Annotated in this window: 21 protein-coding genes and 1 tRNA gene; 10 read left to right on the top strand and 12 right to left on the bottom strand. The window is 63.7% G+C overall.

Annotated elements, in window-relative coordinates; all coding sequences use genetic code 11:
• Nucleotides 1–3 precede the first annotated feature (3 nt).
• Entirely contained in the window at nucleotides 4–2,022 is a 2,019-nt protein-coding gene (gene rpoD / locus J2X50_RS03360) for an RNA polymerase sigma factor RpoD (protein ID WP_429091437.1), read from the top strand.
• A gap of 59 nt (nucleotides 2,023–2,081) precedes the next feature.
• Here the strand turns inward: rpoD and J2X50_RS03355 are convergent, their stop codons facing one another.
• From J2X50_RS03355 to J2X50_RS03345, 3 genes are all read right to left on the bottom strand, one after another.
• Nucleotides 2,082–2,732 (bottom strand): DUF930 domain-containing protein, encoded by a 651-nt coding sequence (locus tag J2X50_RS03355; protein WP_429091434.1) that lies wholly within the window; start codon nucleotides 2,730–2,732, stop codon nucleotides 2,082–2,084.
• Nucleotides 2,733–2,880: 148 nt separating this feature from the next.
• Nucleotides 2,881–3,264 (bottom strand): DUF1801 domain-containing protein, encoded by a 384-nt coding sequence (locus tag J2X50_RS03350; RefSeq protein ID WP_429091433.1) that lies wholly within the window; start codon nucleotides 3,262–3,264, stop codon nucleotides 2,881–2,883.
• A 67-nt stretch (nucleotides 3,265–3,331) separates the two neighbouring features.
• The gene (locus tag J2X50_RS03345) at nucleotides 3,332–4,543 is read right to left on the bottom strand and encodes a citrate synthase family protein (protein WP_429091430.1); all 1,212 of its coding nucleotides are present in this window, start codon (nucleotides 4,541–4,543) and stop codon (nucleotides 3,332–3,334) included.
• A 74-nt stretch (nucleotides 4,544–4,617) separates the two neighbouring features.
• Here J2X50_RS03345 and J2X50_RS03340 point away from each other — a divergent pair, with 74 nt between their 5' ends.
• Complete coding sequence (locus tag J2X50_RS03340; protein WP_429091427.1) at nucleotides 4,618–5,700, top strand: citrate synthase; 1,083 nt, start codon at nucleotides 4,618–4,620, stop codon at nucleotides 5,698–5,700.
• A 72-nt stretch (nucleotides 5,701–5,772) separates the two neighbouring features.
• Here the strand turns inward: J2X50_RS03340 and J2X50_RS03335 are convergent, their stop codons facing one another.
• Both J2X50_RS03335 and J2X50_RS03330 read right to left on the bottom strand, forming a co-directional pair.
• A complete protein-coding gene (locus J2X50_RS03335; protein WP_429091425.1) occupies nucleotides 5,773–6,246 on the bottom strand; it encodes a DUF305 domain-containing protein in 474 nt (157 codons plus the stop codon).
• A gap of 100 nt (nucleotides 6,247–6,346) precedes the next feature.
• Nucleotides 6,347–7,006, bottom strand: coding sequence for a methyltransferase family protein (locus J2X50_RS03330; RefSeq protein WP_429091423.1), 660 nt, complete (start codon nucleotides 7,004–7,006; stop codon nucleotides 6,347–6,349).
• Between the two features lie 210 nt (nucleotides 7,007–7,216).
• Here J2X50_RS03330 and J2X50_RS03325 point away from each other — a divergent pair, with 210 nt between their 5' ends.
• From J2X50_RS03325 to J2X50_RS03315, 3 genes are all read left to right on the top strand, one after another.
• A complete protein-coding gene (locus tag J2X50_RS03325; protein WP_429091420.1) occupies nucleotides 7,217–7,828 on the top strand; it encodes a LysE family translocator in 612 nt (203 codons plus the stop codon).
• Between the two features lie 128 nt (nucleotides 7,829–7,956).
• Nucleotides 7,957–8,250 (top strand): GYD domain-containing protein, encoded by a 294-nt coding sequence (locus J2X50_RS03320; RefSeq protein ID WP_340038195.1) that lies wholly within the window; start codon nucleotides 7,957–7,959, stop codon nucleotides 8,248–8,250.
• A gap of 189 nt (nucleotides 8,251–8,439) precedes the next feature.
• Nucleotides 8,440–8,727 carry an HlyU family transcriptional regulator gene (locus J2X50_RS03315; RefSeq protein WP_429091417.1) on the top strand — a complete coding sequence of 96 codons (288 nt, stop codon included), beginning with the start codon at nucleotides 8,440–8,442 and terminating at the stop codon, nucleotides 8,725–8,727.
• Nucleotides 8,728–8,782: 55 nt separating this feature from the next.
• On the opposite strand, the gene J2X50_RS03310 is transcribed toward J2X50_RS03315, so the two are convergent.
• Entirely contained in the window at nucleotides 8,783–9,385 is a 603-nt protein-coding gene (locus J2X50_RS03310) for a TetR/AcrR family transcriptional regulator (RefSeq protein ID WP_429091414.1), read from the bottom strand.
• 68 nt (nucleotides 9,386–9,453) lie between these two features.
• On the opposite strand from J2X50_RS03310, the gene J2X50_RS03305 reads away from it, so the two are divergent.
• Nucleotides 9,454–9,879 carry a VOC family protein gene (locus J2X50_RS03305; RefSeq protein ID WP_429091411.1) on the top strand — a complete coding sequence of 142 codons (426 nt, stop codon included), beginning with the start codon at nucleotides 9,454–9,456 and terminating at the stop codon, nucleotides 9,877–9,879.
• Between the two features lie 28 nt (nucleotides 9,880–9,907).
• Here J2X50_RS03305 and J2X50_RS03300 read toward each other — a convergent pair whose 3' ends face one another.
• Nucleotides 9,908–10,138, bottom strand: coding sequence for a hypothetical protein (locus tag J2X50_RS03300; RefSeq protein ID WP_347967780.1), 231 nt, complete (start codon nucleotides 10,136–10,138; stop codon nucleotides 9,908–9,910).
• 340 nt (nucleotides 10,139–10,478) lie between these two features.
• Nucleotides 10,479–12,500, bottom strand: a complete 2,022-nt coding sequence (locus J2X50_RS03295) for an OmpA family protein (RefSeq protein WP_429091408.1) — start codon at nucleotides 12,498–12,500, stop codon at nucleotides 10,479–10,481.
• 213 nt (nucleotides 12,501–12,713) lie between these two features.
• Here J2X50_RS03295 and J2X50_RS03290 point away from each other — a divergent pair, with 213 nt between their 5' ends.
• Together J2X50_RS03290 and J2X50_RS03285 are read left to right on the top strand one after the other, a co-directional pair.
• Nucleotides 12,714–13,160, top strand: coding sequence for a YcgN family cysteine cluster protein (locus J2X50_RS03290; protein WP_347967782.1), 447 nt, complete (start codon nucleotides 12,714–12,716; stop codon nucleotides 13,158–13,160).
• 216 nt (nucleotides 13,161–13,376) lie between these two features.
• Nucleotides 13,377–13,778, top strand: coding sequence for a hypothetical protein (locus tag J2X50_RS03285; RefSeq protein WP_429091405.1), 402 nt, complete (start codon nucleotides 13,377–13,379; stop codon nucleotides 13,776–13,778).
• 147 nt (nucleotides 13,779–13,925) lie between these two features.
• Here the strand turns inward: J2X50_RS03285 and J2X50_RS03280 are convergent, their stop codons facing one another.
• Nucleotides 13,926–14,639, bottom strand: coding sequence for an SIMPL domain-containing protein (locus J2X50_RS03280; RefSeq protein WP_429091402.1), 714 nt, complete (start codon nucleotides 14,637–14,639; stop codon nucleotides 13,926–13,928).
• 132 nt (nucleotides 14,640–14,771) lie between these two features.
• Here J2X50_RS03280 and J2X50_RS03275 point away from each other — a divergent pair.
• Nucleotides 14,772–14,847 (top strand) — tRNA-Ile (locus J2X50_RS03275).
• A gap of 58 nt (nucleotides 14,848–14,905) precedes the next feature.
• Here the strand turns inward: J2X50_RS03275 and J2X50_RS03270 are convergent.
• From J2X50_RS03270 to J2X50_RS03260, 3 genes are all read right to left on the bottom strand, one after another.
• Nucleotides 14,906–15,100 (bottom strand): tyrosine-type recombinase/integrase, encoded by a 195-nt coding sequence (locus tag J2X50_RS03270; RefSeq protein ID WP_429091399.1) that lies wholly within the window; start codon nucleotides 15,098–15,100, stop codon nucleotides 14,906–14,908.
• 631 nt (nucleotides 15,101–15,731) lie between these two features.
• Complete coding sequence (locus J2X50_RS03265) at nucleotides 15,732–18,719, bottom strand: autotransporter outer membrane beta-barrel domain-containing protein (RefSeq protein WP_429091397.1); 2,988 nt, start codon at nucleotides 18,717–18,719, stop codon at nucleotides 15,732–15,734.
• A 791-nt stretch (nucleotides 18,720–19,510) separates the two neighbouring features.
• Complete coding sequence (locus J2X50_RS03260) at nucleotides 19,511–20,227, bottom strand: response regulator transcription factor (RefSeq protein WP_429091395.1); 717 nt, start codon at nucleotides 20,225–20,227, stop codon at nucleotides 19,511–19,513.
• A gap of 106 nt (nucleotides 20,228–20,333) precedes the next feature.
• Between J2X50_RS03260 and J2X50_RS03255 the strand changes: the two genes are divergently transcribed.
• Nucleotides 20,334–22,349 (top strand): sensor histidine kinase, encoded by a 2,016-nt coding sequence (locus J2X50_RS03255; protein ID WP_429091394.1) that lies wholly within the window; start codon nucleotides 20,334–20,336, stop codon nucleotides 22,347–22,349.
• The last annotated feature ends 625 nt before the right edge of the window (nucleotides 22,350–22,974 follow it).

Below are 22,974 nucleotides of genomic sequence, written 5' to 3'. Positions count from 1 at the left end.
AGAATGGCGACAAAAGAAAAGGAAGAGGTCGAAACCGAACGCGAGGGCGCAACCGACGGCCCTCTGCTCGACCTTTCCGATGACGCTGTCAAGAAGATGATCAAGCTCGCAAAGAAGCGCGGCTATGTCACCATGGACGAGCTGAACGCGGTGCTGCCCTCGGAGGAGGTGACCTCCGAACAGATCGAAGACACGATGGCGATGCTCTCCGACATGGGCATCAACGTGGTCGAGGACGACGAGCAGGGCGAGGAAGCCGAGGCCGCCGAAGGCGATTCGGAAGAGGACGCCAACGAACTTGCCGAACAGACCGGCACGGCGGTTGCCACCACCACGACCAAGAAAGAGCCGACCGATCGTACCGACGACCCGGTGCGCATGTATCTGCGCGAGATGGGTTCGGTGGAGCTTCTGTCGCGCGAGGGCGAAATCGCCATCGCCAAGCGCATCGAGGCCGGCCGCGAGACCATGATCGCCGGGCTGTGCGAGAGCCCGCTGACCTTCCAGGCCATCATCATCTGGCGTGACGAGCTCAACGAAGCCAAGATCCTGCTGCGCGAGATCATCGATCTCGAGGCGACCTATGCCGGTCCGGAAGGCAAGCAGGCCCCGGTGGTCGAGCGCGTCGAGGAAGACGCCAAGCCGAAGGTCGACGAGAAGCCGCGCCGCCGCGGCGACGAGGAAGACGACATCACCAATGTCGGCGGCGATACCCGCGGCGAGGAAGAGGAAGAGGACGAGGACGAGGCCAGCCTGTCGCTGGCGGCCATGGAAGCAGAGCTTCGGCCGCAGGTGATGGAGACGCTCGACGTCATCGCCGACACCTACAAGAAACTCAGGAAGCTGCAGGACCAGCAGGTCGAGAACCGTCTCGCCGCTGCCGGCACGCTGTCGCCGAGCCAGGACCGCCGCCTCAAGGAGCTGAAAGACCAGCTCATCAAGGCGGTGAAGTCGCTGTCGCTCAACCAGGCCCGCATCGAGGCGCTGGTCGAGCAGCTCTACGACATCAACAAGCGCTTGGTGCAGAACGAGGGCAAGCTTCTGCGCCTCGCCGAAAGCTATGGCGTGCGCCGCGAAGAGTTCCTGCGCGAATACCAGGGTTCGGAACTAGACCCGAACTGGATCCGCTCGATCTCGAACCTGTCCAGCCGCGGCTGGAAGGAGTTTACCAAGAACGAGAAGGACGCGATCCGCGACCTGCGCGCCGAGATCCAGAACCTCGCCACCGAAACGGCGATCTCGATCCTGGAATTCCGCAAGATCGTCAACCAGGTGCAGAAGGGCGAGCGCGAGGCAGCGATCGCCAAGAAGGAAATGGTCGAGGCCAACCTGCGCCTCGTCATCTCGATCGCCAAGAAGTACACCAACCGCGGCCTGCAGTTCTTGGACCTGATCCAGGAAGGCAACATCGGCCTGATGAAGGCGGTCGACAAGTTCGAGTACCGCCGCGGCTACAAGTTCTCGACCTATGCCACATGGTGGATCAGGCAGGCGATCACCCGTTCGATCGCCGACCAGGCCCGCACCATCCGCATCCCGGTGCACATGATCGAGACGATCAACAAGATCGTGCGGACCTCGCGCCAGATGCTGCACGAGATCGGCCGCGAGCCGACGCCGGAAGAACTGGCCGAGAAGCTCGCCATGCCGCTCGAGAAGGTGCGCAAGGTGCTGAAGATCGCCAAGGAGCCGATCAGCCTCGAAACGCCCGTGGGCGACGAGGAGGATTCGCACCTCGGCGACTTCATCGAGGACAAGATGGCGATCCTGCCGATCGACGCGGCGATCCAGGCCAACCTGCGCGAGACCACCACGCGCGTGCTCGCCTCGCTGACCCCGCGCGAGGAACGCGTGCTGCGCATGCGCTTCGGCATCGGCATGAACACCGACCACACGCTCGAAGAGGTTGGCCAGCAGTTCTCGGTCACCCGCGAACGTATCCGCCAGATCGAGGCGAAGGCGCTGCGCAAGCTCAAGCACCCGAGCCGCAGCCGCAAGCTCAGAAGCTTCCTCGACAGCTGATCGGTTCCATATGTTCAAGAAAGCCCAGCTCCACAGCCGGGCTTTTTTCGTTCAAGCGCCTAATCTTCAGGGTCGCCGACGACGAGGTTGTATTCGGCCCATCTGGCCTCGGGGATCTCCTCGCCGACGCTGAATTCGAAAGCCGAAACGGCGCCGTCGGCAACCTCGCAATAGAACGTCACCGCGTGCCAGCGCTGGCCGGCCCGGAACGCGCCGCCTTCGGCGTGGATGGAGCCGCCCTCGATCTTCAGGTCGGCGGTTGCGTAGGGGGCCACCAGATCGGGACGGAATTCGGCTTTCCAGCGATGGATCTGCTCCATAGCTTCTATGTTGCAGAGCTGGATGGCGCGTTCGTCGGGGGAGAAGGTAGCGAGCGCCTGCCTGGCATCGCGGCTGCGCGGATTGGCCAGAACCTTTGCTGCGTAGAAGCTGCGTGCCGTGACCATGGCCGGGCGCGGCGCGGCGGAGGCCTCGGGTTCCGGGGCGGTTGCGGCATCGTCGGGAGGCGGGACGAGGGGCGCCTCGGCTTGGGATGGCGACTGGACTTTCGCCGGCTCAGGTGCGGGCGGAACCAGTTCGATCGGTACCGCCAGCTCGGCCGGCACCTTGAGCGGGTGTGGCCGTGGCAGCAGCAAGATGGCCGCCAGCAGCAGGGCATGCAGTGCCAGGGACGCGAGCCAGCTGGGGTCAAGTTTCACGGCAGGCGTCATGCGACTGGCTTTCAGATGCAGCCGGTTGGTTCGCCTGTCACTATGGCGCCATTGCGGCGCAGGGCATGGCTCCGCGCCTAGTTGCGCTTGCGCCTGCACAGGTAGACGACCGCCTGTGGCAGGCTACCGGCTTTTTCGGCATCACTGTCTAGCTGCTCCTGGTCGGGTCGCCGACCTCGGCGTTCAGGCGTATGGCTTCCCGGACGAGCCGTTCCGCAAGCCCAGCATCCACCGTGTCGCCTCCGAGAAATGTCATGGTGGCGAGTTCGTATTTGCCGCCGGCCTTCAGCCGTGGCTCGATCCCGCGCAGCCGCTTGCCGCGCCAGAAGCCGAAGAGGACGCGGGCTTCTTCCGCCCGGATCAGGAGGACGGGGCCGTTGGAAAAGCAGACGATGTGGCCCCATTTGATGCGCGCCTCGGGATCGCCCGCCGCGCGGGTGGCGGCGCGCAAGGCCTCGACGATCTCGCGGCGCCAGCCGTCGAGCGCCTCGACGTAGGCCTGTGGGCTCTCTGCCGGAACTTCCTTGCGCATGATCTGGCTGATCTCCCCTCGACGGGAAGCTATCCCGATCCCGGCGCCGGTGCCATGGTCCGTGCGCTCAGACCGAGCCGCCGGCGCGGCTGGGCGCTGGGCCGACATAGCGGGCGCGCGGGCGGATCAGCGCCTCCGAGGTCAGTTGCTCGATGGCATGCGCGACCCAGCCGGCCGAGCGGGCGATGGCGAAGAACGCCGTCTCGTGGCCGATCGGCAAGCCGAACGTCCGCACCATTACCGCCAGCGCATAGTCGATGTTGGGGTGGAGGCCGGTGGCTTCGGTGATGAGGGCAGGCGCCTCCACCGCAAGCCGCCTGTCGGCGCCGGCTTCGGCAAGCGTTGCCAGCAGGCTGTCGGCGCGCGGGTCGCCGTCGTGGTAGACGGTGTGGCCGAAGCCCGGGATGCGGTCGCCGATGGCGACGCGCTCGCGGATGTTGGCGGTGACGTCGGTCACGGCGAAATTCGCCACCATGTGGGCGGCCAGCGGTCCGGCGCCACCGTGCCTGGGGCCCTTGAGCGCCACCAGGCCCGCGATCAGCGCATCGTAGAGGTTGATCCCGGTGGAGGCGGCGCAGCGCACGGTCCAGGTCGAGGGGTTGAGCTCGTGGTCGGCGAGCAGCACCAGGGCGCGGCGAAAGACGGACTCGGCATGCGGATGGCCGCTTGCCCAGGCCGCCGCGACCTGGCGGTGGACCGGGGCGGGCGAGGGGCTGGTGCCCAGAATGCCGGCGGCCAGCAGGCGGATGGCCCGTGCGCCGACCTCGGCGCGGCCCTGGCGCGAACGGTTGAAGGCGCGGGGGTCGCTGCCGGCAGCCAGCGCCAGAATCGCGATCGCGCGGGGGATGGGCGCTTCGCCGGCCGCCGCCGCCGCGACGGTGCGCATGGTCTCGCTCGTCACCGGCAGGTTGTCGGCCGCGAAGGGATCGGCGCCGCTGATGTCCCACAGAAGTGTCGCCGCCTGTTCCAGGGTGGCGTGCTCGGACAGGGCGACGGCGTGGACGCCGCGGTAGATCGACCCTTCGCTGGTGATGGTCGAGATGGCGGAATCGAGCACCGGCGGCTCGGCTTCGCCGCCGCGCGCCGCACTGGCCGGCGCCCGCCGCGCCAGCAAGGCGCGCACGTCGTCGGCCCGGTAGCGCTTGGCGCGCGCGTCGTCGGACGGTTCCGAGCGGATCAGGCCGCGGCTGACATAGGCGTAGAGCGTGGCCTGTGACACGGCCAGTTCGCCGGCGGCCTCGCGGGCCGAGAGATAGAGCGGTTCTGCAGGATTTTTCATATTGATCAAGCTAATCAAGATTGATCAATATGAAAAGGGGCTCATCCTTGTTGCGACGCAACAGGGAGCTGACCATGACACTTCATCAAACCACCGCCGGCCTGGACGGGGTGACCGCAGCCGCGACCGCGCTTTCCCATGTGGACGGCGAGCGCGGCGAACTGATCATCGCCGGCAGCCGGGTGGCGGCGCTGGCCGACGAGACGGATTTCGAGGGCGTGGCCGCGCGCCTGCTTGCGGCAGCCGGGACGGAAGTCGCCGCCGGCCAACTGCGGGGGATGCTCGGCGGAGCCCGCGTCCGCGCCTTTGCGCGGCTGGAGAATATCCTGCCGGCGACGGACGGCCTGCCGCTCGGCGCCGGTTTCCGCGCCGCGGTCGCGGCCATCGACCGCGAGGAGGGGGTTGCCGACGAGGTCATGCTGCTGGGCGCGATGCCGGTGCTGGCTGCCGCGCTTGCGCGCCGGGCCGAGGGTCTCGCACCCGTTGCACCCGATGCCAAGCTTGGCCAGGCGGCAGATCTTTTGCGAATGCTTCGGGGCGAAGGCGCCAGTGCTGCGGAAGCCGCCGCGCTGGACGCCTATCTGGTCACGGTGAGCGACCACGGCATGAATGCCTCCACCTTCGCCGGACGCGTCGTCGCATCGACGCAGGCGGATCTCTTCATGGCCGTCACTGCCGCCTATTGCGCGCTCTCCGGCCTGCTGCACGGCGGTGCGCCGGCGCCGGTGCTCGACATGCTGGAGGCAATCGGCAGCGCCGACAAGATCGCGCCCTGGATCGATGCGGCCCTTGCGCGCGGCGACCGGCTGATGGGTTTCGGCCACCGCATCTACAAGGTGCGGGACCCGCGCGCCGACGTGCTGAAGCGGGCGGTGGGTACGCTTGGTTCCGAGGGAATGGATCTGGGGCTTGCCGCGGAAGTCGAGGCCTATGCCCGTGAAGCGCTCGCCCGCGCCAAGCCGGGCCGGCGGCTCGACACCAATGTCGAGTTCTACACGGCGATCCTGCTCGGCGCCCTGAAGATCCCCCGCGACGCCTTCACGCCGGTCTTCGCCGTGGGGCGCACGGCGGGCTGGGTGGCACATGCGCTGGAACAGCAGCGCACCGGCCGGCTGCTGCGTCCGGCCTCGGTCTATGTCGGGCCAATGCCGGGCTGACCTACGGCCGCGGCCGACTTCGCGACGCCTGAAAAAGGCCCCGTCAGTCCGGGGCCTTTCTTATCGAGGCGCTCACGCACCTTCCAGCCGCTCAAGGATCCGCTTCATCTGCTCGATCTCGGCCTGCTGGCTTGGCAGGATGTTGTCGTTGCACAAGGCGGCGATCTCCGGGTCGCTGAGCTTGGCGTTCTCGCACATCAGCAGCGCGCCCGAGTGGTGCGGGATCATCGACTTCAGGAACTGCACGTCGGCGATTGCCGTCTGGTCGCGGATCATGAACCACGCCGCGGCGAAGGCGATGACGGAGAAGGCTGCAATGGCGAGGTTCAACGCGCGGTTGGCATACATGGCACGCATCAGCACGAGTTCGATCAGCACCATCGGGAAGACCATCAGCGCGGCCATGTAGAACTGGTTGAAGTTGACGAAGACGTCTCCGAACGTGTTCACCATGGCGTACATGAGGATGAACATGGCGACGTAGGAGAGGGCGGCCATCGCCAGAAGACGAAGGTAGTTCTGCGTGGAATGATCTTGGTTTTTCATGGCATTTTCCTGCAGGTTGATCTTGCAGCCAAACTGCCTCATGGCGAAAAAGGTTCCGGGATAGTCGATTTATCGGCAGGCCGACCTGGCTCGCGCACTTTCAGTAGAGGCCGGGAAAGAGGCGCCAGGTGCGGCTAAAGTAGTCGTCGTACTGCTCGCCGAAATGCCGGCGCAGCAGGCGCTCCTCGGCTGCGATCCGCGCCAGCAGCGGCGGCAGGTTGAGCGCGGCGATCAGCACGCCCACGCCGGAGCGGAAGACGAGCGCCCAGCCGAGCGCGCCGACCAGAAGCCCGAGATAGCTCGGGTTGCGGACCACGCCGTAGATCCCGGTGGTGACCAGCGCGTGTCCGGGCTGGATGGCGACCAGCCCGCTGAAACGGCCGCCGAGCACGAACACCGGCCAGAGCCGCAACAGGCTGCCGACGAGGAGAATTGTGATGCCGGTCCAGCGCACGGCTTCGCCATCGATCGTCCAGAAATCGATGCTATCGGTGTAGGCAGGCACAAAGGCGCCGAGCAGGCCGAGCACGCCGAAGGCGGCGAGCACCCAGCGGTTGAAGCGGTCCTCCTCTTCGCCCGGGCTCAGGGTTCCGCCGCTGAACAGCGCGATCGCGGTGAGGACCACGGTAAGCGCGGCGGCCGTGGTGCGCGCCGCATTGGAGAAGAAGGTCGCAAATCCGCCCCCGCCGAGGATGGCGAGGCCCAGCATGACGACCGTTCCGGCAATGGCGGCCAGAGCCAGCCTGGGCGAGGGGATCATCGGCGCCTCCGTTATTGCGTGCACCCTGCAATAGCTAGGGCGTGGCGGCGCCATGTTCGACGGGAGCGAGGTTCGCGGGCATTGAGCGCCGGTGGTACAGGTCCGCCCCGGGGGTCCGGCGGTTGCGCTGCGTCGTCGGAAACCGGATGGCTTCCGTAGCGTCGTGCGTTCACCTATGGTGAGACTGGAAAGAGGGGGAGCAAGCCGCTCATGTCGATCGAGTTCCTGCTGACCACGCTGATCATCGTCGCCTCGCCCGGAACGGGCGTCGTCTACACGCTCGCGGCCGGGCTTTCGCGCGGCGGCAAGGCGAGCGTGCTCGCGGCCTTCGCCTGCACGCTGGGCATCGTGCCGCATCTGGTCGCCGCGTTGACCGGTCTGGCGGCATTGCTGCATGCCAGCGCGCTCGCCTTCGAGATCGTCAAATATGCCGGCGTCGCCTACCTCATCTACATGGCCTGGCAGAGCCTGCGCGAGAATGGCGCGCTCAAGATCGAGGCGCGCCCCGACAGCCGCAGCGCCCGCCAGGTGCTGGTCGACGGGGTGCTGATCAACCTGCTCAACCCCAAGCTGTCGATCTTCTTCGTCGCCTTCCTGCCGCAGTTCATCGCGCCCGGCGAGGCCAACGTGCTCGGGCGCATGCTCGAACTCTCCGGCGTGTTCATGCTCGCGACCTTCGTCATCTTCGCCATCTACGGCCTCTGCGCGGCCTCCGTACGCGACAAGGTTACGGGCAGCCCGCGGGTGATGGCCTGGATGCGGCGGAGCTTCGCCGCGGCCTTCGTGGCGCTCGGCGCCAAGCTGGCGCTGACCGAGCGCTGAGCCGGCACCATCCTTGCCGAGGGCCCGGCAGGAGAGGATACTTCCGCCGTCGGATGCATTGAGGGCGACGACCCGGATGCCCGCCCCGGCATTGTGCCGTGCTCCGTGGCGCCGGAGGGAGGTGTGCCGTGACCACTTACATCATGCTGATCAACTGGACCGACCAGGGGATGCGCGACGTCAAGGCGTCGCCGAAGCGGCTCGACGCGGCCAAGAAGCTGCTCGGCGACATGGGCGGGTCGTTCAAGGCCTTCTATCTGACCATGGGCGAGTGCGACATGGTGGCGGTGGCCGAGGCGCCGGACGACGCGGTGGTGGCGCGCTTCGCGCTCATACTCGGCCAGGCCGGCAACATCCGGACCCGCACGCTGAAGGCCTTCCCCGAACTAGCCTACCGGGAAATCATCGCCTCGCTGGGCTAGAGGGGCGGAGCGGACAACGAACTCACCAACGATGCATGTCGACCCGGTTTGCTTCGCAAACCACCTCTCCCCCGATCGACGGGGGAGAGGAAGGATGACGGCAAGATGAGCACGTGCCTTGCCTGACCAAACCGCTCGACGGCGCGAAGGGAAGCGAATAAGGTCCCGAAATACAACGGGAAACATGACATGTCGTTCTTGAAGAGGCTGTTCGGCGGAGGCGGCGGAGCCGAAGCCCAGGCGCCAGCCGCGGCCAAGGAAATTGAATACAAGGGCTTCGCCATCAAGGCCACGCCCTACAAGGAAGGCGGCCAGTTCCAGACCTGCGGCGTGGTTTCCAAGGAGGTCGACGGCGTCGTCAAGGAACACAAGTTCATCCGCGCCGACCGCTTCGCCGCGCTCGACGACGCCGTCGAGGTGTCGCTGACCAAGGGCCGGCAGCTGGTGGACGAGCAGGGCGAGCGCATGTTCGGCTGAACGCCGCGGGCATGCTCAGGAGACGGCCCGGCCAAGCTGCCGGGCCTTTTTGATTTCAGGATTTGCCAGACACCATCAGCCCGTCGATCAGCGCCGCGATCACTTCGAGCTGCTCGGCCACCGGGGCGCCGGCGTCGATGGCGAGCGCTGCCCGGTCGAAGGCCGCGGCGAGCAGGCCGGTGAGCGCCGCCAGCGGCAGCCTGCGCATCGCGCCGGCGCGCATGGCCATCGCCAGCCCCTCGCGCAGGGTGCGGTTGCCGTGGCGGCCGTCGATCTCGTCCATGCCGGCCCGGCCGAGCACCGCCGGTCCGTCGAGCAGCAGCAGCCGCGTGCGTCCGGGCGCCCGCATCGCCTCGAGATAGGCCCGGCTGCCGGCAAGCAGCGCCTCGCGGGGGCCGATCTCGTCGGGCGCCGCGCGCTCGATTTCCGCGGCGACGGTCGCGGCCTCTTGCTCCACCACGGCGCGGAACAGCGCCTCCTTGTCGGCAAAATGGTGATAGAGCGCGCCGCGCGTCACGCCGGCGGCCGCCACGATCTCGGGAGTGCCGGTCTCGGCATAGGTCTTCTCGGCGAAGAGCTTGCGCGCCGTCTCGATCAGCAGCGCCCGCATCGCCTCCGTGCGGTCGCGGTTCGAGCGCCGCTCCAGCTTCTCTTGCATACGTGCAGCCTGTATGTTAATTGAATCCACATGCAGATTGTATGTTTATTGCGAGGAGAAGGAAAGCCATGCGGACGACGAGCTATTATCCCGTGCTGATGACCGACGACGTGGCCGGCACCGCCGCCTTCTATGTCGAGCATTTCCGCTTCGAGCCGCTGTTTGAGAGCGACTGGTACGTGCACCTGCGCTCGACCGAGGACAAGCGCGTCAATCTCGGCATCGTCGACGGCGACCACGAGACCATCCCCGAGGAGGGGCGGGGGTGCGCCGGCGGGCTCCTGATCAATTTCGAGGTCAAGGACGTCGATGCGGTCTACGATCGCCTCGTGGCGGTGGGCCTGCCGATCCTGCGTTCGCTGCGCGACGAGGAGTTCGGCCAGCGCCACTTCATCACCCGCGACCCCAACGGCGTGCTGATCGACGTGATCAAGCCGATCCCGCCGAGCCAGGCGTTCCTGGCGCACTACGCACCGGAGGTGGTGCCGGTGTAGCGCGACGGCGGCCTGGCGCGGCGGCTGCCTAGACTTTCCGGTGTCGGATCACAGTCGCCAAGCCGGCAACTGCCACGATGACTCCGAGGATGAAGGGCGGAATGAAGTAGGCCAAGGCCTCGCTGTCTTCCCAGCGCAGGCGGAAACCGCGGCAGCCGGTCGGAATCATGCCGCAGGCGAACGCGTTGAGCCAGACCCATCCGACGAAGGTCGCCGCGCAGATCACGAGCCCTGCGGCAAACAGGAGATATCCGAACAAGCGCAGGGCAGCCTCGCGGGTGGCAGATGAGATGAAGATGGAGGTGCGGTCTCTTTCGGAGCGGCCGGCCGCGGCCGAAATCCTGCAATTCAGGCTGAGGCCGAAGCAATGCAACAGGCGCCCGGATAAAACAAGGCCCGGCCGCTGGAGGGGGGATTTCGGCCGGGCCCGTGTCTCCTTGGATGGAGACTGACGGGGCAGGGAACCACGTCAGCTATGTATTTGGCATCGAAATCCAGCGATTCAATGGCGAAAGCCGGGCAATTGGCCCGATCGCGCCCGATGCGGGGTCGCCGGAACCCCATCCGGCCCGCCGGGTGGCGAGCCGGACGGCGGTGCCTCAGTTGGCGCTGGCTACGGGCGCCACCAGCGGCGTGATGCGGCGGATGGCGACGCGACGGTTGTCGCGCTCCGGCGCCTCAGTCTTCACCTTGAGGTAGCGTTCGCCATAGCCCTGCGTCGACAGGTTCTCCGGCGGGATGCCGAAGACGTTGGTGAGCGCGTCCGCCACGGCCTCGGCGCGGCGGTCGGAAAGCGCCAGGTTGGCGACGTCCGAACCGACGGCATCGGTGTGGCCCTCGATGAGGAAGGTCTCGGCCGGGTTCTTCTTGAGCATGCGCTCCATGGCGTTGGCGACGCCCTCGAGCTTGGTGACCTCGCTCTCGGGGATCGAGGCCGAGCCGAACTCGAAGGTCAGCGTGTCGAGGTCGATGCGGCGGGCGATGTCGCGGACGCGGGCCGAGCGCTTGACCTCGTCGACCGAGTAGAGGCGCTTGACGCGCTCCACCGGCGGCTGCTCGAGGAAATCGTAGTAAGCCTCGGGGTCGTCGACATATTCGGCCTCGAGGATGTACTCGTCACGCGGGATGTGCAGCTCCAGCGGCGGCAGGTCGAGACCCGGATCGCGCCACTCGTCCATCTCCTCGTAGTAGCGGTCGTCGACATAGGTCAGCACGTATTCGCGGCCGTCGGGGGTGATGCGGGAACGCCGCACGATGTCGCCGTAGCGGTTGCGGATGGTGATGATCTGGTTGCCGTTGTCGCGGATGATCACCTCGCGGGTGCGGCCGCCGGGCAGCTCCTCATAGTAGACGTCCTGCGCGTTGCGGGTCAGGCGCGGCCGGTCGTTGCTTTCGACGATGATCTGGTTGTTGATCTCGATGATCAGCCGGTCGCCGATCTCGCGCACGACCTCGGTGCCCTCGGGCCGCGGGCGGCGGCGCAGGTCGATCTCGGGCGCACGTTCGAGTCGCGTGCCCTGCTCGGCCGTCACCGGCTTGATCTCCACCGGCTGGGCGGCCTCCTGGGCCTGCCTGTCGTCGGTCGGCGGCGGGCCGAGGTCGACGGGCGCCGGCTGAGGCTGCGCCGTCTGTTCGGCGGGCTGCTCCTGCTGTGCCGGCTGCTGGCCAGGCTTGAGCTTGCGTAGCGGCTTTCCTTGCTGCGCGGGCTGCTCGCCACCGGCCTGGGCGGGCGGCGCTTCCTTCTGGCTGTCGAGCAGCGGCGCCTCGTTCGGGTTCACCGGAGCCTCGCCCTGCTGGACGGGCTTCTGCTCGCCCTCCGCGGGCTTCTCGGCCTGGACCGGCTGTTCGGCACCCGGCTCGGCGGGTTTCTCGGCCTGCGCCGGAGCTTCGCCCGCGGGGGCCTCCGGGGTGGTGGGCAAGGGCGTCGCCTCGGCCGGCTTTTCAGCCTGTTCGGCCGGCTGCTCGGCAGGCGTCTGCTCCTGGGCGCGCAGCTTGCGCTTCTTCACCGGCTCCTCGCCCTGCTTTGCGGGCTCTTCCGCCTGCTTTGCGGGTTCCTCGGCCTGCGGCTGCGGTTCGGCCTGGATCGCCGGCTGCTCCTCCTGCTGTTCCTCGACCTTGCGCTTCAGCTTGCGGCTCGGCTGCGGCTCCTCGGCCTGCTGCGGCTGGGGCTCGGCCTCGGGTGTCGCCTGCTGCTGCTGTTCCTCGACCTTGCGCTTTAGCTTGCGGCTCGGCTGCGGCTCCTCGGCCTGCTGTGGCTGGGGCTCGGCCTCGGGTGTCGCCTGCTGCTGCTGTTCCTCGACCTTGCGCTTTAGCTTGCGGCTCGGCTGCGGCTCCTCGGCCTGCTGCGGCTGGGGCTCGGCCTCGGGCGCCGCCTGCTCCTGCTGCTGTTGCTCTTCGGCCTGGCGCTTCTTGCGGCGCGGCTGTTCGGGGGCGGCTTCCTGGCCGCCGCGGGCGGCGCAAGCTTCAGCCGACTCGCCTTCCTGGCATTCGACCTGCACCCGAATCAGCGGCAAAGCCCTGCCGGATGCCGCGGTCTCGACCATGGGCATCGCGCCCAGCGGCGCGGACGCCATGAACAGGCCGATGGCCGTGCCTGCGAGAATCCGTGACTGGCGTTTCATCGTTGGAAGTCTCCTCATATCGGGTTCGTATCGGGTCCCGTCTCCGCCCAAACATATGGAACCACTTATGGTTCCGTCCGGGCCGCACTCGCATCGCTTCCCGGCATTAGCCCGACAGCAAGATGGCAATATCGTGGTTTTCCGCGCTTGGCGATGGCCGGCGCCGTGCGTTGGCGCTTGACGTGGCCCGCCAGCCGCGCCAAATGCCGGGCCATGGAAGAGCCCTTCTGGAAGACGACGCCGCTGGAGGAGATGAGCCCGGCTCAGTGGGAATCGCTCTGCGATGGCTGCGGCAAGTGCTGCCTGTCGAAGCTCGAGGACGAGGACACCGGCGAGATCTACTGGACCAGCGTCGGCTGCCGCCTGTTCGACGGCGCCACCTGCCGCTGCCGGGACTATGCCAACCGGCTCGACAAGGTGTCCGACTGCGTCGGGCTGACGCCGGAGAACGTGCGCACCATCAGCTGGCTGCCGAGTACCTGCGCCTACCGCCTCGTGGCCGAGGGCCGCGACCTCTACTGGTGGCATCACCTCGTCTCGGGCAGCCGGGAGACCGTGCATGCGGCGGGCATGTCGGTGCGCGGCAGGCTGACGGCCTCGGAGGACGAACTGGCCGAGCCGGAAGACTATTTCGAGCACGTGCTCGAGGGCGAACCATAACCGTTTCTTGGGCGAACCATGCGCCAGATCATTCTCCAGGTAACCACCGGGCGGGCCGGGCAGAAACCTCTCTTGCAAAGGAAAAAGTAGGAAAACCAGTTAGTTACCGGATGAACCGAAGATGAACGCCAGGTTCGAAATCGGTTCAGCTTGGGTGGGGCATTGTGTGCCCATCGCTCAGGCGAAGAAGGTTTGACGGCCCCTAAGGAGACGACCATGTTCAACAAGATCAAGACTGCCACCATTTCCGCCCTCGTCGGCCTCGGCACCCTGGCCGCCATCCCGGCCAGCGCCCAGGCGGACGGGCTCTATCTCAACCTCGGCCAGGGCGAGCCGCGCGTCGGCGTCTATGTCCAGGACGGCTATCGCGACGACTACCGCAACGGCCGCTGGGACAACCGCGGCGAAGGCCGCTGGGACTACAGCCGCAACGACCGCCGCTGGGACCGCCGCTGCACGCCCGACCGCGCACTCGACAAGGCCGAACGCATGGGCATCCGCCGCGCCCGCATCGACGACGTCAACCGCCGCACCATCACCGTGCGCGGCCGCAAATATGGCGAGCGTGTCTTCGTGACCTTCGCCCGCGCTCCGAACTGCCCGGTCGTGCGCTGGTAAGGCCTTTCAGTAGCGGGAGCCCCCGTCCGTCGGACGGGCGCGGCTCCAAACAAAACCCCGGAGGCCTGGCCTCCGGGGTTTTTCGTTGTGCGACCGATTGGGCGCAGCGATTGGCGGCGCAGCCGGGCGATGCCCGGCCCGCGTCCGTCAGTTCTTCATTTCGAAGGTGACGTTGACCTGAACCTTGTAGCTGTTCTCGCCGGCCGCGACCGGAGCGGCACCGGCGGCGCTGTCGAAGCTCTTGGCCTGCATCGGCATCGGCGGGGGAGCGTAGGACTGGTCGGCGATCTCGAGCACGCGGCCGAGGCTGACGCCCGCCGCCGCCGCCAGAACCTTGGCCTTGTCGATGGCATCGGCCACGGCGCGCTTGCGCGCCTCGGCGATCACCTTGGAGGGGTTGTCGTTGGCGAAGGTGATGCCGCCGCCCTGGTTGACGCCGAGCGAGACGGACTTGTCGAGGATCTCGCCGGTCTTGGCGACGTCGCGGATGCGCACCGAAAGCGTGTTGGTGACCTGGTAGGCGACCAGTTCCGCCGTCTGGGTGCCGTCGGGCTTGTTGGTGTAGTTGTAGCGCGGCGAGATCTGGATCCCGGCCGTCTGCAGGTCGCGGTCCTCGACGCCGGCCGATTTCATGGCGGCGATGACGGCGGCCATGGCGTCGTTGTTGGCGTCGAGCGCCTCGCGCGCGGTCTTGGCCTCGCGCATCACCGACAACGACAGCAGCGCCAGATCGGGCGCCACGGTGGCTTCGCCTTCGCCGGTCACGACGATGCGCGGCGGCGGCGTGGTCTCGGCGCGGGCGGCGGCCGCGGGAAGCGCGAGAGCACTCGCGAGAGCGAGCGCTATGTATTTGCGATTCATAATATTCTCCATCTGGATGGCCCTTCCGGCCATGCCGAATAGGGGCGGATTATGGGTGGATTGCGGCGGAGCGCAAGAGCGTGGCGAAGATGGCTTGTCTCCGCCCGAAAAAGCCACTATCCAGCGCGCGTGGGGCCTGTAGCTCAATGGTTAGAGCCGGCGGCTCATAACCGCTTGGTTGGGGGTTCGAGTCCCTCCGGGCCCACCAATTTACCAATAAATTCAACTGCTTATATGGCGGTTAGCCAGCAAGGTTAGCCAGCCGCTTAGCCACGCGGCTTTTTGCCCACCAGTCGCGTCACCCGGTCCATGCCCTGGACTGCGAGGCGAATCTGCGGCGCTTCCCGCGAATACAGCTCGGCATGCTCGATATTGTCGTGGCCCAGCATCTCCATCAGCTGGCGCGTCGACGCCTCGGCTTTGGCGAGATACACGCCCAGCGACTTCCGCAGTCCATGCATGGTTAGGCCAGCCGGCAGCCCGCCAAGTTGGTCCAATGAGCCATGGCGCCAGTGAGCGACTTGGCCGAGGACGCCTCCCGTATCCAGTCTTCAGAACCGTGCCATCATCCACCTTGAGCGGGGCCAGTGCTTCGGCCAGCATTGGGGTAATCGGCAGGAACAGCTTCTTACCGCCGGCGCGCTTGGCGTTCTTCTCCTGGACAACCTCAAAACAGTCGATGATCCGCTCTTCGCCGTCGATGACGATCCGCTTCTGCACCCGCTGATCCCAACGAAGGCTGGCGACGCCGGTGCGGCCGATCTCCAGATCGTCACCGCTGGCGACGCTCGTCCGGTCCGAAGGACCGGTGTCGCCACTCAGGATGACCTGCTGGGCCGACACCGGCGCGCTCGCCAGCATCAAGCCCAAAGGCGCAACAACCATGGGAAGGCGGCGGCGGGACGGCTGGAAAGCCCCAGGCAGGCGGCGTTTGTTCGACATGGAACACCGCAATGATTCAAACGCCAAGCGACGTTCAGAGCTTCATGCTTGCGGCTGCCGGCACGATCATAAAGCGGTGGGCAAACGGGCCGCTTTTTCTGTCGCCGCACTTGGGGCGGCGACAGAACTGCTTTTCAGCATAGAGTCGGATCACCACTTATAGTTGAAGCCAACCGTGCCTTTTGCGGTGTAATTGTCGCCAGACGCGAGAGCATGCCCGTAGCTGGCCTCAGCAAAGACGCTGGCCTTGTCGTTCCAGGCATATGATCCGCCTGCACCAATCTCGCCCCACAGACGCTCGTTGTCCTGAGTAAGCGAGGTTCCGTCAACGTCGACCCCCACTCCGTTGAGGAACTGGTAGCTCAGATTGGTGATGGCGTAGACCTGCCGCCGTTCGGTGGTGCCGGCGTCGCTCTTCCAACTCGACACGTTCTCGAACCGGATGCCAAGGCGACCCTTCAGACTGTCTCCTTTGCCCATTGAGACAGCCGCACCGTTCTCGTCGGTGAAGCTATCGAAGTCGACATAGGTCCAAGCCAGTTGCGCCTGCGGCACGATCGACCAGTCTGAACCGAGGTCGAATCGCTTGCCCACTTCCTGACTTATCGTCGAGGACCAGCCGCCATTGTTGCCACCCGCCTTGTTGGACAGGTTGCTATCGTACCAGGTCAACTGCACGACGCTGTCGGCATAGAACCCGTCATTGCCAAGCCAGGTCAGGTTGCCACCGATGCCATAACCAGTCGTTGTGATCTTCCCATTGGCACGCAACGCCCCGGTGACGGGATCGCGGGTGGTATCGACATCCGTCCGCGATGTACCGACAGTGACATAGCCGCCCAACGTCAGGTCACCACTGCTGCCGTCGGAGACCACGCCCTCGTAACCGCCCTGAATGAAGCCAAGGCTTTGTGTAAAGGCCGAACCCGACACGGGATCGGCAGAGAAGTATTGCCCTCCGATCCGGCCCCAGGCGCCCGCGCCCGGCAGACCGCCCACCACCTGCGACTGGCCGTTGGACCAAAAGCGGTTGCCGGTGCGCTGCTGGAGCGTGCCCAGTGTCGCGTCGGCATAATTGGCCAGCGTCTGGCCATAGGCCAGTGAGGTCTGGGACGAGGCGTTGATCGCGTTCGTCGAACGAAGGAACCAGTCGTTGGCGTTGTTCCCGTCGGTACCCCCAAGGTACAACCCATAATCGAAGGCGCCGGCAGAGACCGCGTTGGCCAGTCTGAAGGCGTCAGCGTCCGAAGTGCCGCCTACGGTCACCACTTCAATGCCGTTGTTGGTTTGCGCGCCCAGGCCGCCCGCGTTGCGGATTGCCAGCGTCGTGCTACCGGTGGCATTGCCGGTGACAACCAGCCTGTCCGTCAGCGAGCTGTCGCTGCCCAGTTGCGTGTCGAGCACGACCGTTCCGCCATAGCCGGCATAGTTGCCGTTGATTGTGGTGACGTCGCCTGCCTGCTGGTCGCCCAAGGTGAGCAGACCGCCATTGTTGAAAGTACCGACATTTCCAAAGACGGTGTTCTGGGAGGTCGTGCTGTTGTTGGCAGCGATGATCGTGCCGGTGTTGTTGACACTGTTGCTGGTGGTCAGCGTGCCAAACTCGTTGGTGCCGCCAGCCGTGTTCCACGTACCCGAGTTGCGGACATCGTTGCCAAGGTTGCTGAGGGTAACAGTGCCGGTGATCAGGCCCGAATTGATGATCTGCGAAGACCCATTGGTAAAAATCGCCAGATCGGCGGATGCGGCGGAGCTATTCCGGACGGTGCCGGAATTGACAATGCTGATCCCGGTTCCGGCGGTCAGGGCACGGATGCCGTCGGTGGAACCCTCTGCAAGACCTGTCGATGTGATCGTCGTCAGACCCGTACCATGTTGCTCGGCATAGATGCCGTTTTGGCCGCCCGTCGTGTTGTTGGCGCTAATCGTCAAGAATGTTCCGAAAGCCTCGGCGTGAAGGCCGGCTCCAACCGCACCGATTGCCGTGCCGCTCGAGGTGACCGTGGTTCCGCCCGTCCCCAGGTTCGAAGCGAAGATGCCACGGTAACCAGTCGTGTCCACGGCATTGATCGTCATGTCCGTAGCCGTGCTTTGATTTACAGCATAGATGCCGGCAAACGAACCGCCCACAGCCTGGCCGGTCGACGTTATGTTCGTCACGCCACTGCCGTTGTTAAATACGGCAATGCCGCTGAAGGGGCCCTTCGTGTCGTTGGCGGTCACTGTGACGTCGGTACCAGCACTGTCGATCCTGAGGCCATCAACGCCAGTGCCGGTCAATGTGCCCGTAGACGTGACCGTTACAGCGCCCTGGCCATTGTTGATGGCATGTATGCCACGATCGCCGCCCAAGACGTCCCCACTCCCGGCGTCAATAACAAGACCGGTGGTATTGGCGCCATTCGTGACAGCAATACCCGTACCTCCGCCCTTAACGTCACCTGTGGCGGTAACCGTCGTCGACCCGGCGCCATTGTTCTGGACCAAGATGGCCTTGTCGGTGGCTGTGACGTCATTTACTGAAACAACGGCGTTGCCCGTACCATTATGGGACAACCAAACGCCTACGCCGCCGTTCGACGTAACATCATTCACGTTGATTGTCGCCGTCGTGCTCGATGCGGAGGTGCTGGCATAAAGCCCACCGACCGCATTTCCCGTAATCGATCCGTTGGACGTTACCGTGAGAGAACCGGCACCGGTGTTTGCAATGTCAATGCCGCCGCCAGCGCCCGAAATGACCGAGGCATTTTCATCGATGAAGCTCAAATCGCCGCTGCCGCGGATATAGAAAGCGTCGTTCCAGGTAGCGCCGGTGGCGTTGGTCAAGCCAAAACCCGGGGTTGTGGTTACCGTCCCCGCCCCAGGGAAAATGATGTTGTATCCCGAGTCACCGGCCGCTCCAGGGCCGGAGCAGGTTGTAATTGCGCCAACAGTCACGCAACTGCCAGCAAATGCCACACCCGTGGCGGAGACCAAGCCGCCAAGCGAGACCGCCGCGGCAATCGCGATGGTCGATGTGACCGCCCGTAGGTCACCAGAACCGCGCCCCACCCTCGAGATCGGGCTGCCCAGGTTGAAGTCACCCCGCGAACTGAAACGATTCTTGATGAAATTCTTGGTTGCAGGCTGATGCATAGGGGAGCCCCGTTGTTGAAAGTTCTCCCGAACATAATTTCTCCCCAGATTCGGCACAATTTCATAAGCTGTCACTATCTGACATGTACTGACTCTTACTGTCGGTCTTGCAATAAAATCTCAACATTGCGAGTAGGGATGATCCGAAATCCTTGATCAGAGTCAAAAATGTGATAGATGAGGCGAAGATTCTCAGTCGTGGCGTGTGCACGACGCTGGTTCTTGATCTTGCCGTGCGGGGGTATGGAGCTTTTCGCTCATTCTTGATGGGATGCAGGCAGTGATGGTCCGCTGTGCCTGAGCATCAGGGTATCATTTCGCGCCATGCCCTCTGTCGCCGCGCAGGATCTTGGCTTTTGGAAACCCGTAGGTCACGAAGGCCGCGCCCGTGCAATCGCTCATCTGCCATGAATTCCGCATGATGAAAAACTGCCGCCCTTTTGCGGCGCATGCCGTATGTGACTTCGAGTTCAGGCCACCCCTGGCGGGTTCGATGCGAAGGCACCGAGCCGGCTCCAACGGATGAACCGGTCCTATGTGGCGCAAGTATCGCGCCACATACAGGCCAATGCCGATCAAATGCCGCTCACGATACACCGACCCGCAATACGCTCTACGACAGCGGGAAGCGCCGATCGATCCGACGCATCCGCGCCTCCGATCGCGACAATACGGCGACGCCTTCGCACGTGGCCATTGAACCACTGGGCCACCGGCTCCGAAAGAGTAACGTAGGAAGCGCCAAGTATCTGAATAAATTGCAAATTGACAAAGGACAGAAGAAGACGACTCTAATCAGAGAAGGTAAAGCCAAGTCCGCGAATAGCGTGCAAGGGCAGTAGCATATTGGATTTTTTAGCTCTGCGGCGCAGGCGACTTATGATGGTGTCAAGGTGAGCATAGTTGAATTCATAGATGTCCGCATCCATGGCCTCGACAAGCGCGCTTCGCTCAACGGTGTTGCCGCGCTCGCGAAACAAGCATCCCAAGAGGCGACGCTCCGAGACGGTCAGCTGCAAGCGATTGCCCATGCCGTCGGTGAGGGTCCAGCCGCCCTCCACCAGTGCCCATCGTGGGGTTTGAGGGGGAGGCGCGGCCTTGCGATGGCTGTTGAGGCGGCTGTTGAGCGCGACCACCGTAGCTGCAAGCTCGCGGACATCTATGGGTTTGACGAGATAGACATCCGCACCGTTCTCAAGGCCGGCAATGCGGTCATTGATGGCCCCTCGGGCCGTGGCCATGATGATTCCGATCGATTGCGATGCCCGCAAATGGGCGGCAATGGACAGACCGTCTTCTCCATCCAGGCCGATGTCGAGGATAACGATCTGCGAGGGCTTGGACGCGTATGCCCGATACAAAGCCGCGGCACTTTGAAAGCCCTGTACGTTGAGGCCCAGTCCGGATAGGCCCAACACCATTTCTTCGCGGAAATCCTCATCGTCATCAACGAGATAAACGAGGGGAGCGATCGCAACGTCCCCTTGCTTAAACTCTTCTGCGAACATCAACGAATCCTCCATGCCGCAACACCGCATTATCCGATCTCATCTAATCATTTCGTTGTCCATCCTGTTTGCTTGCTTGGTGCCGCAGGCGTCCTGGGCGTTAATCTTGAACAATGAAGATGGTATCACGGCGCCAGTTTCACTTGGGGGGCACCTTTCGCTTCTTCGCGACCCCACCGGCGAGCTCACAATCGACGACATCGAATCGGGAGGTCCCAACATCCGTTTCGAACCAATTCCTTCGATGCTCACGGAGGGATATAGAAAGGGTGCGATCTGGGTGCGCTTCTCCTTGTCCGCCCCCTCGGCGTCCAGTCAATGGCTGCTAGAGGTGGAGCGGCCACTCATAGAGCATGTAATACTCTATGCGCCCGACGAGTCTGGGCGTTTGACCGTCTCGCCGGAGGGTGGTGAAGGCGGCGCTCGCGCATATCCTGCCCTCTTTCCAATCTCCGTGCCACCCGCGGAGCATCAATATTACATTCGATTCGAGTCGATGACTTCGATAACCACCTCGTTACGAGTCTGGCAAAAGCAAGGATACGAAGCAAACCGGCGGACCGACGATTGGATCATAGGGATTGTGGTTGGCGCTGTCGGGGCCATGATATGCGCCAATCTGCTGTATGCGGCCCGGCTCAGAGATTCCCTGTATCTTCTGTATGCTGCCGTGCTGGTGGAGTCGGGGATGTTGGCCATATTCCACCTGGGATATGCCTCCGAGCTTCTATACCTGTTGGCTCCACAACAGATTCATCGCATCTGGGGGGTCGTTGTATGCCTCTATAGCATCGTCATGGTGTTGTTCCTCGGCCGTTTGTTCGAGTTTCACCGACACTGGATTTGGGGGTGGTACATCGTGCAGGGAGTTGCCCTGCTGAACGGTATTGCCTTGATATTCTCAATCGCGGGGTACTATGGCGATGTCGGTTTTTTTGTATCGCGGCTGCAACAGTTGTCGCACATTTTCATTTCTTTCGTTGTAATATACCTTCTGTTTTTTAAAAAGCAAAAGCAGTATATTATGCCGGCAATTGCATTCGCAAGTGTGATAGGAATAATACTTTTAATGCAGGCGCAATATACTGGTGCGAATATTCTTCTTATAGATAGTTCTTTATCCAGATTGTTTGTTGCCGGAACGTTAATTCATCTAGCATTGCTGAGTGCGGCCGTAGCAAAACGGGCGCAGCTTGCCGAACGCGGCTTGAGTGAGGAAAAGGACCGCGTCATCGCCATGTCTCGCTCCGCCGAACAAAACCTGGCCTTCAAGGTGCAAGAGAAGACTGCAGAACTCGCTGAAAAGAATGCGTCGCTCAACGCCGAGATAGATCGACGTCACCTCCTCGAGATGAAGCTCATGCAATCCTTGAACTCCGTCAACGATGCCCTGGCTCAGCAAGGGGAGTTCATAGCCTTGGTATCGCACGAATTCCGAGGCCCCTTGGGCGTGATCGCAGCCTCCGCGCACAATCTATCGTTTTCGATAGACAAGAACGCCAGCGCCACAACGCTACGAATCGCCAAGATTCGACAGGCTGTCAAGAAGATGTCGATGTTGATCGAGAACGTCTTGGCCAGCGACCAAATTACCGCTGGAAGCACATCGCTCGCCAAGACCGAGATGCTTGATCTGAACGAAATACTTCTTATCGCCAAAACCGGGCTAGATGATGATGCCGCCAAACGTGTGGAATTTATTCCAGGCGAAGAAGCCGTATTGGAAGGTGATCGCAACTTGCTGGAGATATTGCTGCAAAACCTGATTCAGAATGCCCTGAAATACTCAACTAACAATAGCCCAGTGACGGTGCAGCTTTCGGTCGATGAAGATGCCGCATTCGTGGACGTGATAGACAGAGGCATTGGCGTTGCTCCCGATGACCGAGAGCGGATATTCCAAAAGTACTATCGCGCTGCTGGGCAAAGGGTAAACGGGTCTGGTTTGGGGCTGTACATTTCAAGAGAGATTGCTCGCCAGCACGGCGGGAATCTCGTACTGACCGCCAGCGATCCGCGCGGTTCGGCATTCCGCCTCTCCCTGCCTCTTAAACGGAGGGATCTCGACAATCCTGTACCCGGGGACTCCGCGTTGTCGGATCAAAGCAAAAGACAGACCTGAGTCAAATTTCGACAAAACGCCTCTGTCACTTGCTGCAATCGTGAACGCGTTGGTACGGACAAGAACAACCGGTTCGATAAGGTCGCGGTCGGCAGGTCAATCACTCCAACCGGTTTTCAGAATCTCGCCCAGCTCTGCGAAATAGGCTGGAACGAAACCGTCTCTAAGAGGCGCGAAGCCGTCCGTCCGTGCGGTTGCCGAATCTCCTGCGCACCGGTCAGGCAAGATGCAAAATGATCAACCGCCGCCGGCATCGAGCGGTTGGGCCGGCTCGATTTCTCTCTCGAGCTCGACGCGTGTCATGCGGTTCAAGATTGGACGGTAGTGCGAAAAAAGTTCCGTAGGCTGCATGTGGACTTCTCGGGCACGTTGGTGCGTTTGCCGGATTAAACTGGGCTGAACGGGGCGGCTTATACCGTCCCGACGTAGGACCGTATCGTCCCCCTGTAGCCTGTTCTGTGAAGCTGGTGGATTGACAATAGAGCGGCGACAGTCAATCGAATGGCTGAATTGCGCTTAATATATCATGGTCCTAATATTCGGTTCTGTACGGCAGGCTTGGGCTGCCGGGCGAATGGGAGGCGTGTGTGCGTCGTTGCGTCCCGTGTCGACGCAGCGGCGTATG

Source organism: Aminobacter sp. BE322 (genome assembly GCF_050433525.1).
Lineage (GTDB): Bacteria > Pseudomonadota > Alphaproteobacteria > Rhizobiales > Rhizobiaceae > Aminobacter.
The sequence above is the reverse complement of the archived record's forward strand: the minus strand, read 5'-3'. Positions and strand labels throughout refer to the sequence as shown.